11 protein-coding genes and 1 pseudogene are annotated in these 12,635 nt (G+C 66.8%); 1 reads left to right on the top strand and 11 read right to left on the bottom strand.

Annotated features, from left to right (window positions below; genetic code table 11):
- Positions 1–42: 42 nt before the first annotated feature.
- From CFB40_RS06520 to CFB40_RS06490, 7 genes and pseudogenes are all read right to left on the bottom strand, one after another.
- On the bottom strand, positions 43–312 hold the full coding sequence (locus CFB40_RS06520) for a hypothetical protein (RefSeq protein ID WP_089430850.1): 270 nt from the start codon (positions 310–312) through the stop codon (positions 43–45).
- A gap of 11 nt (positions 313–323) precedes the next feature.
- Positions 324–1,700, bottom strand: a complete 1,377-nt coding sequence (locus CFB40_RS06515) for an aldehyde dehydrogenase family protein (protein WP_089431376.1) — start codon at positions 1,698–1,700, stop codon at positions 324–326.
- 60 nt (positions 1,701–1,760) lie between these two features.
- On the bottom strand, positions 1,761–2,078 hold the full coding sequence (locus CFB40_RS06510) for a nuclear transport factor 2 family protein (protein WP_069353673.1): 318 nt from the start codon (positions 2,076–2,078) through the stop codon (positions 1,761–1,763).
- 99 nt (positions 2,079–2,177) lie between these two features.
- Positions 2,178–2,951: an SDR family oxidoreductase gene (locus CFB40_RS06505; RefSeq protein ID WP_089425877.1), complete on the bottom strand. Its 774-nt coding sequence runs from the start codon at positions 2,949–2,951 to the stop codon at positions 2,178–2,180.
- A gap of 94 nt (positions 2,952–3,045) precedes the next feature.
- Complete coding sequence (locus CFB40_RS06500; RefSeq protein ID WP_069353672.1) at positions 3,046–3,945, bottom strand: SDR family oxidoreductase; 900 nt, start codon at positions 3,943–3,945, stop codon at positions 3,046–3,048.
- Between the two features lie 52 nt (positions 3,946–3,997).
- Positions 3,998–4,731: pseudogene (locus CFB40_RS06495) on the bottom strand (SDR family oxidoreductase).
- Positions 4,732–4,889: 158 nt separating this feature from the next.
- Entirely contained in the window at positions 4,890–5,741 is an 852-nt protein-coding gene (locus CFB40_RS06490; protein ID WP_174975752.1) for an oxidoreductase, read from the bottom strand.
- A gap of 388 nt (positions 5,742–6,129) precedes the next feature.
- Between CFB40_RS06490 and CFB40_RS06485 the strand changes: the two genes are divergently transcribed.
- Positions 6,130–7,491 (top strand): AraC family transcriptional regulator, encoded by a 1,362-nt coding sequence (locus tag CFB40_RS06485; RefSeq protein WP_089424950.1) that lies wholly within the window; start codon positions 6,130–6,132, stop codon positions 7,489–7,491.
- A 130-nt stretch (positions 7,492–7,621) separates the two neighbouring features.
- Here CFB40_RS06485 and lpdA read toward each other — a convergent pair whose 3' ends face one another.
- The 4 genes from lpdA to CFB40_RS06465 are packed head-to-tail and all read right to left on the bottom strand — an operon-like array spanning position 7,622 to position 12,626.
- Entirely contained in the window at positions 7,622–9,013 is a 1,392-nt protein-coding gene (gene lpdA, locus CFB40_RS06480; RefSeq protein WP_089424949.1) for a dihydrolipoyl dehydrogenase, read from the bottom strand.
- A 7-nt stretch (positions 9,014–9,020) separates the two neighbouring features.
- The gene (locus CFB40_RS06475; RefSeq protein ID WP_089430849.1) at positions 9,021–10,349 is read right to left on the bottom strand and encodes a dihydrolipoamide acetyltransferase family protein; all 1,329 of its coding nucleotides are present in this window, start codon (positions 10,347–10,349) and stop codon (positions 9,021–9,023) included.
- A gap of 1 nt (position 10,350) precedes the next feature.
- Positions 10,351–11,391 (bottom strand): alpha-ketoacid dehydrogenase subunit beta, encoded by a 1,041-nt coding sequence (locus CFB40_RS06470; protein WP_034197866.1) that lies wholly within the window; start codon positions 11,389–11,391, stop codon positions 10,351–10,353.
- Between the two features lie 2 nt (positions 11,392–11,393).
- Positions 11,394–12,626 carry a 3-methyl-2-oxobutanoate dehydrogenase (2-methylpropanoyl-transferring) subunit alpha gene (locus CFB40_RS06465; protein WP_089430848.1) on the bottom strand — a complete coding sequence of 411 codons (1,233 nt, stop codon included), beginning with the start codon at positions 12,624–12,626 and terminating at the stop codon, positions 11,394–11,396.
- Positions 12,627–12,635 lie beyond the last annotated feature (9 nt).

Genomic DNA, 12,635 nt, shown 5'->3' with positions numbered 1-12,635 from the left:
ACGACGGCCGTGCCCGCACCCGGCCCGTCGTCCTCCTGCCATTCAGGTGCGTTGGAACAGCAGCGTGGCAGCCACCGCAACCACGGCCGGCACGCCGAATACGATCGCGAGGATCGGCAGCTCCTCGCGTACGCCGTAGCCGGCCCGATGCACGCCAACCCACAGGTTGGCCAGCGAGACAACGAGCCAGACCGGCACGAACGCCTGGGCGGCAAACGCCAGCGATGCCGCGTGCGTGCCCCACAATTGCCCGAACAACAGGAACACGGTCAGCAACAGCACGCCGGCGACGATCGTCCAAAGTGTATGCATCGTGCCCCCGGTTACGCGAAGACGCCGAGCATCTTGCCGATGTCCTTTCCCGCATACGGCGGGAACACGTCGAGCACCGCGTCGGGATTGCCGATCAGCATCGCTTTGGTATTGCTCAACGCGTCGAAGCCGGCCTTGCCGTAGTACTTCCCCATCCCGCTGTTGCCGACGCCGCCGAACGGCAAACTGTCGATCCAGCAATGCAGGTTGGTCTGGTTCACGCATCCGCCGCCGAACGACAGGCTGTTGAGCACGCAGTCGATGCTCGCCTGCCGCTTGCTGAACACGTAGCACGCGAGCGGCTTCGGCTTGCGCTTCATGATGCCGACGATCTCGCGCAGTTCGCGGTACGGCAGCACGGGCAGCACCGGGCCGAACACTTCCTGTTGCATCGCCGAATCGTCCCAGGTCGACGGGTACAGCACGGTCGGCTCGACATAGCGTGCCGCGATGTCGTGGCGGCCGCCGTGCACGACCTTGTCGGCGACGATGTAAGACGCGACGCGTTCGGCATCGTGTTCGCTGATCATTCGCGCGAAATCGGGGCTTTGTTGCGGATCGTCGCCGTACATCGCGGTGATCGACGCCTTGAGCTTCGCGATGAAGGCCTCGGCCACCGATTCATGCACGTACACATAGCCGGGCGCGATGCACCATTGTCCCGAGATCGCGTTGTGCCCCCACGCGACACGGTCGGCCGCGATGTCGAGATTCGCGGTTTCGTCGACGATGCATGGGTTCTGCCCGCCGAGTTCCAGCAAGACCGGTGTCAAATGCTCGGCGGCGGCGCGCATCACGACCTTGCCGACCGCCGAGCTGCCGGTGAAGAAGATGAAGTCGAACGGCAACTCCAGCAATGCGCCGATTTCCTGGCGACCGCCCGTGACGACGGCGACGTCCTCCGGTGAGAAGTACTGCGGCACGAGCCGGCTCAGCAGCGCGGCCGTCGCGGGCGTGGTGTTCGCCGGCTTCAGCACCACCGTATTGCCGGCTGCCAATGCCGCGATCGCCGGATCCAGCAGCAACAGAATCGGCGCGTTGAACGGGCCGATCACGAGCGTCACGCCGTACGGCTCCTTGTAGATCATGCCGGCGTTGCCGGCCGCCTCCAGCGCCGGCGGAATCGCCACTGTCTGCGGCGCCATCAGTTCGTGCAGATGCTCGCGGTAGTAGCGGATGACACCGGTCGGCACGGAGATTTCGAACAGTTGCTCGAACGGCGGCTTGCCGAAATCCTCGTACAGCGCCGCGCACAGCGCGTCCTGGTGATCGTGCAGCATCCGCTCCATCCGGTCGAGCTGCGCGATGCGCCATGCAAGGGTTTTCGTGACGTCCGAGTCGAAACGCGCACGTTGCGCGTCGAGCACGGACTGGTAGGGGTTCGACATGGTCGCGTTCTCCTTGGGGAAGCCGCCGGCCGGAGCGGCAACGGGCGGCATGCGGACGGCTCAGGCCTGCCCGATGTCGAGCCGGGTAATCCGGCCATCGGCGTCGACCCGGAACTTGAAGTACGTACGGAACGTGCCCCAGCGATCCGAATGAAACCGGCCGTGGATCTCGAGCCCGTCGTTGTCGACGCGATCGATCGTCGTGAAGCGCTCGGTCCCGATCGCGTCCCGGTTGAATGCGTGCAGGTCTCGTGGCCGGCCGTCGTCGTACAGCGTCGCATCGGGCGCGAACAGCGCGGCCCATGCCGCGCCATCGCCTTGCTGGAGCGCGTCGATCGCGCGCCGCACGACCGGATGGTGGAGTATGTCGGTGTTCACGATGCCGATCCTCGATGAAAGACGGCCGCCCGTCGTCCTGCCCCGACGCGTGACGGGCAGGCAACGCGTGCCGGGCAAAACACGGGCAGCCGAGGTGTGTTACTTGGTCGTATAGCCGCCGTTGATCAGGATCGTCTGGCCGGTGATCCACCAGCCGTCGCTGACCAGGTGACGAATGAACGGCACGACGTCCTCGATGTCGGTCAGCCCCGTCTTCGAATACTTCGACAGCGCGGCGGCCGTCTTGTGATACGCGACCGCGTCCGCCCCCTCCTCCGGATAGAAGAACGGCGTGTCCATCGGGCCGGGCCCCACTGCCGTCACCGAAATGCCGCGCTCACCGAACTCCTTCGCCGCCGCGCGCGTGTAGTGCTCGACGGGCGCCTTCGTACCCGCATACGCGGCGTAATAAGGCGTGAATGCGCCGAGCAGCGCCGTAACCAGCGAGACGATCTTGCCGTTGTCGTTCACGTGCCGCCCCGCTTCGCGCAGGAAAAAGAACGCCGACTTCGCGTTCACCGCGCTCATCTGGTCGTATTCCGCTTCGCTGATTTCGGTGAACGGCTTTTTCAGCACCTTGCCGACCGTGTTGATCGCGATGTCCGGGCGGCCGACCGCCGCAACCGCATCGGCGAACAGCTTCTCGACGGCCGCCGCGCTCGTCAGGTCCGCCTGGAATGCGACCGCCTCGGCGCCGGCCGCCTTGATCGCCGCGACCGTCGTCTCCGCGTCCGCCTTCGAGCCTGCGCTGTTGTAGTGAATCGCGACGGCCTTCGCGCCATGCGCGGCCAGATCGCGTGCGATCAGGCCACCCAGGTTCTTCGCGCCGCCGGCGATCAGTACGGTCTTGCCCTTGATTTCATGATTTGCCATTTCGCTCTCCTGATTCATTTCCTGTTCGATCCACGTCCGGGATGACGTTCCGGATCAGTGGCCACGCGCCGGCTGCGGCCGGCCGCCCGGCGCGTCACGCATTCGCTTTCGGCTGCAGCAGGTCGGACAGGCCGACGCGATGCAGCATCTCCGCACGCACGCGGTCGAGCACCGCGAAGCCGACAGCCGCGCCGTCCTGCGTCGGATCGATGTGCACGCGGAACGGACGCTTGCCGAACGGCATGCCCACGATGTCGACGATCGCACGTGCCACCTCGCTTGCATCGGCGTCGGCCGGCACGATGTCCGCAAACGCCTTCAGCACCTGCTCGCCGAAGCCCGCATACGGCCCCGCATCGTATTCGGCCGCACGCGACGCGTCGGCCGGCGCGCCCGCATGCGCGAAATGGTTGGTGCCGCCGGTAAATGCGCCCGGCACGACGATCGACGTCTCGATGCCCCAGCGCGACAGCTCGCGCGCATACTGCACCGCGATCGCATCCATTGCGGCCTTCGCCGCGAAATACGGCGCCAGGTACGGCGGCGTGCCGCCCGCCGAGCTGCTGCTGGAGACCCAGAGCAGCAGGCCTCGGGCGCTTTTCCGCATATGCGGCAACACCGCGCGGTTCACGCGCTGCGTGCTCAGCACGTTCACGTCGTACAGGTGCGCATACTGCTCCGGCGTAAACGCTTCGGCGGGACCGAACACCATGTGCCCCGCGTTGTGCACCAGCACGTCGATGCGGCCGGCCTCGGCGATCACGCTGGCGACGCCGGCGTCGACGGAATCCTGCGACTGCACGTCGATCTCGACGGTGCGCAGATCGATGCCCTGCGCTTTCGACTGCGCGGCCATCTGCGCGACGACCGGCGCATTGCGTCCGGCCGTATCGCGCATCGACGCGAACACGGTGTGGCCGGCCGCCGCCAGCGCTTCGGCCGTCAGGCGGCCGAAGCCGCTCGACGCACCGGTAATGAGAATGGTTTTGCCCATGACGATGCTCCTTGATTGACGACTGCGATCCTTCGATACGAACCGTGCGGACTCAAACCATCCCGCCGTTGCTGCGCAGCACCTGCCCGTTGATCCAGCCGCCGTCCGGACCAACGAGGAACGCGACCGCGTTCGCGATATCGGCCGGTGTACCGAGACGCTCCAGCGGATTCATCTTCGACAGGCGCTCGATCAGCTCCGCCGACTTGCCGTTCAGGAACAGGTCGGTCGCGGTCGGCCCCGGCGCGACGGCGTTGACGGTGATCGAGCGACCGCGCAGCTCCTTGGACAGGATGCCCGTCATCGCTTCGACCGCTGCCTTGGTGGCCGTATAGACGCCGTACGTCTCGGGCCTCAGTCCGACCACGCTGCTCGACAGGTTGACGATGCGCCCGCCGTTGCGCAGCCGGCGCGCCGCCGCGCGCAGCGTGTTGAACGTCCCCTTCAGGTTGATGGCGATCTGCGTGTCGAACAGCGCGTCGTCGCTATCGACCAGTGGCGCCAGCTTCATGATTCCGGCGTTGTTCACCAGCACGTCGACGCCGCCGAACTTCGCTTCGGCCACATCGAACAGCCGCGCCACGGCAGCCGGATCGCTGACGTCCGCCTGGACCGCGACCGCCCGCCCTCGCCCGCGAGATCGCTCGCCAGTTCCTCGGCCTCGCTCGCCTTGCCTGCGTAATTGATGACGACGGCCAGCCCGTCGTCCACCAGGCGCCGCGCGATTGCCGCGCCGATACCTCGCGATGCGCCGGTCACGATCGCCACGCTTGTTCGATTGTTCATGTCTGCTTCTCCACGGTTTCGCGTCCAGCGCATCCGGACGCATGCCTGGCCCGCGCGATATCGATCGCGACGAGGGCCGATTCACGACGATTCCTTCCCGTTACTTAGCACACCGATACTATTGATCCGGACCTTACCCGAACGAACCGGATACCCGCTCAGTCGCGCTGAGTCGATCGCGACACGGTTTCCCATGCACGGATATCACGCTCGATCGATTCGGCTCGGCCGAGCATCGTTCCCACCGCATCGGCACCAAGCGCGAGATGGACCGGCGGCTTCTCCGCCTTGAGGATATCGACGATCGCTTGTGCGCCCTTTTCCGGCACATTGGGCTGCTTGCCTTGCAGTTGGCCGATGAATCCGCGGAACTGGCCGGCCGGCGTGTCCGCGTAGTCGTCGATCCGGTTCGACGTATACGCCAGCGAACGTCCGGCGAACTGGGTTTCGAAAATGCCGATCGTCAGCACCGTCACATGAATGCCGAGCGGTGCGAGCTCGCCGGCCAACGCCTCGCCGAGCACGCCGGTCGCGGCCTTGGCCGCGGCGTACACGCCCAGCCCCGGGTAGCCCGCGAACCCGGCGATCGACGAGAACTGCACGATGTGCCCCGAGCGCTGGCGGCGCATGGTGGGCAAGACCGCATGGATCAGGCGCAACCCGCCGAAAAAATTCACGTCGAAGATCTGCTGCGCATCGGCTTCGGTCGTCTCCTCGACCGCGCCGACCGTGCCGACGCCAGCATTGTTGGCGAGCACGTCGATCCGGCCGAACTGCTCGATCACACGCTGCACGCCCGCCGCTACCGTGTCGGGCTGCGTGATGTCCATCAGGACACCGAGCGCACGCCCGGGCGCAAGCCGTTCGAATTCGGCGACCTGCTCCGCTCCGCGTACGGTGCCCGCGACCCGCGCGCCTTCTGCGAGCAGCCGTTGCGCCAGTTCGCGACCGAGACCGGACGAGACGCCAGTGATCAATACGACCTTGTCTGCCATCGATGCTGTGTTCATTCGAAAACTCCGGATCACTGAAAATATTGGGATGGATCGAGTGTAGTCGAGCCGATGGCGCGAATGAACGGGGCGCGTCGAGATGCACTATCCACGATTGACTAACAATCGGTTCAACCATATTAGCGTTCCGACCGTGCCGGTTCTTTCAAGAATGCGTACCGGAAAAATGAAAATCCGGAAGCCGGCCGAGCGGACACATCGACGTTGCCGCGCGGTGTTTCATCAGACAACACGGGCCTTCCGCGTGCAGCCGCCCGTTTGACAATTCTTGACGCACGGTGCGCCGGCAAGGTGCAATAGTGGGCACGCACGCCGGTTGCGTGCGTCCCGTCACACCGCCGCCGGCATCGAGTCGCGCCGGCATCCGTTCGGAGTGGAAACCAGCATGAGCGACCCGCTTCGCAGGACGCACCGGTTTCACAGCGACGACCCCGACGAAGTGTCCGATTTCATCGGCACGATCTATGCCGACAACCAGTTCACGGCGCAGCACGCGGTTCGTCGGAATGTCAGCATGACGGGACATGAATGGAACGGCATCGGCGTCTACGACGTCGACTACCTGATGCCTTTTCACTTCCGCTCGAACGATGCGCGTCCGAACTACCTGTTCCTGTCCTGCCGTCGTGGCCACGCTCGTTACGAAAGCAACGGTGACGATGCGGCCTGCACGACGGGTGACGTCATGCCGATTTCGTCGACTGGCCACTCGTTCTGCACGACGGGGGGCGACGGATTCGGCCATCTGTCGGTCATCATCGATGCGGACCGGGTCAACCGCTTTCTCGCACAATGGATTGGCCGGCCGGGGCTCGAGCCGGTCGAGTTCGGGCTGACACCGGTCTCGCCCGAGCTGCGGATGCAATGGAATGCCGCGGCCGGTTGCCTGCGCCGGATGATCAGGATGTCGCCCATTCCCGGCGTCGCCGTCGACGCGTTGCTCGAACACATGCTGAAGATCATGGTGGCCGGCCACGCGAACAACCACGGCGCGCTGTTCGACCGCGACCATTGCACGCCCGAACACCAGACTCGCATGGCAATCCACATGCTCGAGGACGCGCCGCTGCGGTGGAAAACGCTCGGCGCGATCGCGCACGTGCTCGGCTGCGCGACCGAGGCGCTGGAGCACGGCATCCGCCGCCTGACAGGCCGGTCATCGACCGAGCTGCGCAACGAAGCGCGCTTTCGCCACGTGAACCGCGCGCTCGCGCGAGGCGACGGGCCGGATTTCGATGCGACGTTGCATGCGCATGGATTCTCGATCACGGCGCGCTTCATTCGGGAGTACTACCGTCGCTTCGGCGAACCGCCCGGCGCCACCTACCGGCGAAACCCGCACGCCGCCGATCAGCCGTTGACAGCCGACGCCGCCAGCGCGCCGCTGTGCGCACAGACGATCAACCGGTTCATCGATGCGTCGCTGGAAAGCCGTATCGACACGGCCGACCTCTGCCGACTGGTTGGCATGAGCGAGCGCGCGACGATCGACGCATTCAGGATGCAGTTTTCCCGCACGCCGGCGCAATACATCATCGAGCGGCGGCTGGAACGCGCACGCCTGCTGCTCGAACATACGTCGGACAGCATCCTGTCGATCGCACTGGACTGCGGATTCGGCACGCAAAGCTACCTGTCGACCGCGATTCGGCGGCACTTCGGCGTAACGCCGCGGGAATTGAGGATGCGGGCGGCATCCGCCGGCCGCAGCAGGACGGACGACGGTCAATACGATCCGGAGGACTAGGCGAAACCCGGAGCACCGGCATCGCAGCGTGCCGGATATCGAATGAACGTGTCTGCCGTCTACCTGTCGTAAATATCGCCGCGGATACGCGCGTTGCGCATCCGCGGCGCTTTTTCAGGAGGCTCGCCCGTCACACATGCACCGCGTGCCCAAGCGCACGCAGCGCGGCCTCCTGCAGCGCTTCGCCGAGCGTCGGGTGCGCATGGATCGTGCCGCCGATGTCCTCCAGCCGCGCGCCCATCTCCAGCGACTGCGAGAACGCGGCAGCCAGCTCCGACACGCCGCGCCCGACTGCCTGCCAGCCGACGATCAGGTGGTTGTCGCGCCGCGCGACGACGCGCACGAAGCCGTCGGTCGCCTGCAGCGTCATCGCGCGCCCGTTCGCCGCGAACGGGAACGACGCGCTCACGCAGTCGACATCGGCCGCCCGCGCGTCATCCGGCGACCAGCCGGCCGTGACGATCTCCGGATCGGTGAAGCACACGGCCGGGATCGATGCGGGCACGAACTTGCGGCGCTTGCCGGCGATCAGCTCGGCCACCATTTCGCCCTGCGCCATCGCACGATGCGCGAGCATCGGCTCGCCGGCGACGTCGCCGATCGCCCAGACGTTGCGCATCGACGTCCGGCACTCGTCGTCGATCCACAGCGCGCGGCCGTTGCGATCGAGCGGCAGCGACTCGAGCCCGAAGCCGTCGACACGCGGCCGGCGGCCCACCGCCACCAGCACGCGGTCGGCCTGCAACGTCTGCTCCGCGCCATCGGCGGCCTGCACACGCACCGCGCCGTGCTCCGCGAGCCCGAGCACCTTGTGGCCGAGCAACAGCCGCACGCCCAGCCGCGCGAGCGAATCGGCAACCGGCCGCGCGAGTTCGGCATCGTACGCGGGCAGCACGCGCTCCGCCGCTTCGACCACGCTCACGTCGACGCCGAGCTTGCGATAGACGATCCCGAGTTCGAGCCCGATATACCCGGCCCCGACGACGACCAGCCTCTTCGGCAACGTCTCGGGCGACAGCGCCTCGGTGGACGACACGACATGCCCGCCGAACGGCATCGACGGCAGCGCGACCGGCTCGGAGCCGGTCGCGAGCAACAGGTGCTCGCAGCTGATGCGCGTCGTATGGCCGCCGCCGACGACGTCGACGGTCTTGCCGTCGACCACCTGCGCATCGCCGTGCAGCACGCGCACGCCGTTCTTCTTGAGCAGCGCGCCGACCCCGCGCGTCAGCCGGTCGACGATACCGTCCTTCCAGGCGACGCTTTTCGCGATGTCGATCTCGGGCGTGCGCACGCGGATCCCGAGCGCCCCCTCGCCCGCGTGGCCGCGGGCCTGTTCGAATGCATCGGCCACGTGGATCAGCGCCTTCGACGGAATGCAGCCGATGTTCAGGCACGTGCCGCCGAGCCGGTCGCGCTCGACGAGCACGGTCGGAATGCCGAGCTGGCCGGCGCGAATCGCGGCGACGTAGCCGCCCGGGCCACCGCCGATCACGAGCAGCGTGGTGTGTTCGTTCTTCATTGCGTGATCACTCCACGAACAGCAGTGCCGGGCGCTCGAGCACCGCGCGCACGGCCTGGATGAATTCGGCCGCATCCGCGCCATCGACGACGCGATGGTCGAACGACGACGACAGGTTCATCATCTTGCGCGCGACGACCGCGCCGTCGCGGATCATCGGCCGCTCGACGATGCGGTTCACGCCGACGATGCCCACTTCAGGATGATTGATGACCGGTGTCGACACGATGCCGCCGAGCGCGCCGAGGCTCGAGATCGTGATCGTCGAGCCGCTCAGCTCGTCGCGCTGCGCGCGGTTCGCGCGCACTGCGTCGGCAAGCCGCGCGATCTCGGCGGAAATCGACCACACGTCGCGCGCTTCCGCATGACGCAGCACGGGCACCGTGAGGCCGCCGTCCGTCTGCGTCGCGACGCCCATGTGCACCGCGCCGTAGCGTGTGACGACACCTGCTTCGTCGTCGAAACGCGCGTTGATCTGCGGGAAGTCGCGTAATGCGATCACCATCGCGCGGATCAGCAGCGGCAGCGGCGTGAGCTTGCCGCGCGTGTCGCCGTGGCGGCGATTCAGTTCCGTGCGCAACGATTCGAGCTCGGTGACGTCGATCTCCTCGACGTAGCTGAAGTGCGGAATGCGGCGCTTCGCTTCCTGCATCTTGCGCGCGATCGCGCGCCGCAGGCCGATCACCGGCACGTCGGTTTCGTCGTTGCGTTCGGCGTAGCCATGCGCGTGCGAACCACGCGCCGCACCGCTGCCGGTGCCCGCATACGCATCGAGGTCCGCGTGCAGGATCCGCCCTGCTTCGCCGGTGCCGCGCACATAGCGCAGCTCGATGCCCATGTCCCACGCGCGCTGGCGCACGGCCGGCGACGCGAGCGGCCGTTCGCCCGGCGCGAGCGCCGCGCGCGGCGGTTCCGCTTTCTCCGCATGCTCGGCATGCTTCGCGCGACGCGGCTCCGCCGGTGCGTGCTTCGCCGCCGGCTTGGCGGACGATTCGGCCGGCGCCTCGACCACCGACTTCGACGGCGCCGAAGCGACCGGTGCGGTTGCTACCTTTGATTCCCGCACCGGTGCGCCGGCCTTCAGGTTGCCGTCGCCTTCGACCTCGAGGCGGATCAGCTCGCTGCCGACCGCCATCATCTCGCCGATCCGGCCGCCGAGCTCGATCACCTTGCCCGTCACCGGCGACGGAATCTCGACCGCCGCCTTGTCGGTCATCACATCGGCGAGCGGCTGGTCTTCCTTGATCGTCTGCCCGACTTCCACGTGCCAGGCCACCAGCTCGACCTCGGCAATCCCTTCGCCGATATCCGGCATCTTGATGACATGAATCCCCATCTCACGCCTCCATCACGCGTCGCAACGCTTCACCGACCCGGGCCGGGCCCGGAAAGTACGCCCACTCCTGCGCATGCGGATACGGCGTATCCCAGCCCGTCGTGCGCTCGACCGGCGCCTCGAGGTGGTAGAAGCAATGTTCCTGGACCAGCGACACCAGTTCCGCGCCGTAGCCGCAGGTGCGCGTCGCCTCGTGCACCACGACGCAGCGCCCGGTCTTGCGCACCGACGCGACGATCGTGTCGAGATCGAGCGGCCACAGCGTGCGCAGGTCGATCACCTCCGCGTCGATGCCCGTCTCCTCGGCCGCGGCGAGCGACACGTGCACCGTCGTGCCGTAGGTCAGCACCGTCACGTCGTTGCCGGGGCGCACCACGGCGGCCGTATCGAGCGGCACCGTGTAGTAGCCTTCGGGCACCGCGCTGGCCGGATGCTTGAGCCACGACGTGACCGGCCGGTCGTGATGGCCGTCGAACGGCCCGTTGTATAGCCGTTTCGGTTCGAGGAAGATCACCGGATCGTCGTTCTCGATCGAGGCGATCAGCAGCCCCTTCGCGTCGTACGGATTCGACGGCATCACCGTGCGCAGCCCGCACACCTGCGTGAACATCGCCTCCGGGCTCTGGCTGTGCGTCTGGCCGCCGTAGATGCCGCCGCCGCAGGGCATGCGGATCGTCATCGGCGCGATGAACTGGCCCGCCGAGCGATAGCGCAGCCGCGCGCCTTCCGACACGATCTGGTCGGACGCCGGATAGAAATAGTCGGCGAACTGGATCTCGCACACCGGGCGCAGCCCGTACGCGCCCATCCCCACCGCCGCGCCGACGATCCCGCTTTCGGAGATCGGTGCGTCGAACACGCGCGACTTGCCGTATTTGTTCTGCAGTCCTTCGGTACAGCGGAACACGCCGCCGAAATAACCGACGTCCTGCCCGAACACGACCACGTCGCTGTCGCGCCCGAGCATCACGTCCATCGCCGAGCGCAGCGCCTGGATCATCGTCATCGGCTGCGTTGCCGTGCCTGTCTCGTGTTGCGCCATGATCACGCTCCCAGTTCCTGGCGCTGACGGCGCAGGTGCGCGGGCAGCTCCTTGTACACGTCGTCGAACATCGACGCCGGCGACGGAATCCGGTCGTCGGCCAGCGTGCCGAATTTCTCCGCTTCCTTCTGCGCGGCGATCACCTCGGCCTCGAGCTCGGCCGTCAACGCTTCGTGCGCGCTGTCGGACCAGATGCCCTTGACGATCAGGTGGTGCTTGAAACGTTCGATCGGATCGCCGAGCGGGAAATGGGACCAGTCGTCGCTCGGCCGGTACTTGGTCGGGTCGTCCGACGTCGAGTGCGCGCCCGCACGGTAGGTCACCCACTCGATCAGCGTCGGGCCGAGATTGCGGCGCGCGCGTTCGGCCGCCCAGCTCGATGCCGCGTAGATCGCGAGGAAGTCGTTGCCGTCGACGCGCAGCGACGCGATCCCGCAGCCGACGCCGCGCCCGGCGAAGGTCGTGCCTTCGCCGCCCGCAATCGCCTGGAACGTCGAGATCGCCCACTGGTTGTTGACGACGTTCAGCACGACCGGCGCGCGGTACACGTGCGCGAACGTGAGCGCGGTATGGAAGTCGGATTCGGCCGTCGCGCCGTCACCGATCCACGCGGACGCGATCTTCGTGTCGCCCTTGATCGCCGACGCCATCGCCCAGCCGACCGCCTGGATGAACTGCGTCGCGAGGTTGCCGGAGATGGAGAAGAAGCCCGCTTCGCGGTCCGAGTACATCACGGGGAGCTGGCGGCCTTTGAGCGGGTCGCCTTCGTTCGACATCAGCTGGCAGATCATCCGTTCGAGCGGGACGTCGCGCGTGATCAGGATGCTTTGCTGCCGGTAGGTCGGGAAGCACATGTCGCCGTCGCGCAGCGCCATCGTGTGCGCGGTGCCGATCGCCTCTTCGCCGAGGCTCAACATGTAGAAGGAGATTTTCTTCTGACGCTGCGCGATCATCATGCGCGCGTCGAAAATGCGGGTCTTGAGCATCGCGCGCAGGCCGGCGATCAGCCGCGCATCGTCGAGATCCGGTGCCCACGGGCCGACGGCCTTGCCACTGTCGTCGAGCACGCGCACGAGGCTGCGGGCGAGATCGGCGGTGTCCGCCGCGGCAACGTCGATCGGCGGGCGGCGAACGGCGCCGGCCGGCGATAGATGCAGATAGGAAAAGTCCGTCTTGCAGCCCGGGCGCCCAGTGGGCTCCGGCACATGCAGACGCAATGGCTCTGACAGGCTCATCGTGTCGTC

This window comes from Burkholderia sp. AU31652 (assembly GCF_002223155.1).
Lineage (GTDB): Bacteria > Pseudomonadota > Gammaproteobacteria > Burkholderiales > Burkholderiaceae > Burkholderia.
This window is presented reverse-complemented; position numbering and strand designations above follow the sequence as displayed.

Bases quoted from the DNA above. Each gene is read 5' to 3' on its own strand.
- CFB40_RS06485 (WP_089424950.1), top strand. From the start codon at position 6,130: ATGAGCGACCCGCTTCGCAGGACGCACCGGTTTCACAGCGACGACCCC.
- CFB40_RS06470 (WP_034197866.1), bottom strand. From the start codon at position 11,391: ATGGCGCAACACGAGACAGGCACGGCAACGCAGCCGATGACGATGATC.
- CFB40_RS06505 (WP_089425877.1), bottom strand. From the start codon at position 2,951: ATGGCAAATCATGAAATCAAGGGCAAGACCGTACTGATCGCCGGCGGC.
- CFB40_RS06490 (WP_174975752.1), bottom strand. From the start codon at position 5,741: ATGAACACAGCATCGATGGCAGACAAGGTCGTATTGATCACTGGCGTC.
- CFB40_RS06475 (WP_089430849.1), bottom strand. From the start codon at position 10,349: ATGGGGATTCATGTCATCAAGATGCCGGATATCGGCGAAGGGATTGCC.
- CFB40_RS06520 (WP_089430850.1), bottom strand. From the start codon at position 312: ATGCATACACTTTGGACGATCGTCGCCGGCGTGCTGTTGCTGACCGTG.
- CFB40_RS06500 (WP_069353672.1), bottom strand. From the start codon at position 3,945: ATGGGCAAAACCATTCTCATTACCGGTGCGTCGAGCGGCTTCGGCCGC.
- CFB40_RS06465 (WP_089430848.1), bottom strand. From the start codon at position 12,626: ATGAGCCTGTCAGAGCCATTGCGTCTGCATGTGCCGGAGCCCACTGGG.
- CFB40_RS06515 (WP_089431376.1), bottom strand. From the start codon at position 1,700: ATGTCGAACCCCTACCAGTCCGTGCTCGACGCGCAACGTGCGCGTTTC.
- lpdA (WP_089424949.1), bottom strand. From the start codon at position 9,013: ATGAAGAACGAACACACCACGCTGCTCGTGATCGGCGGTGGCCCGGGC.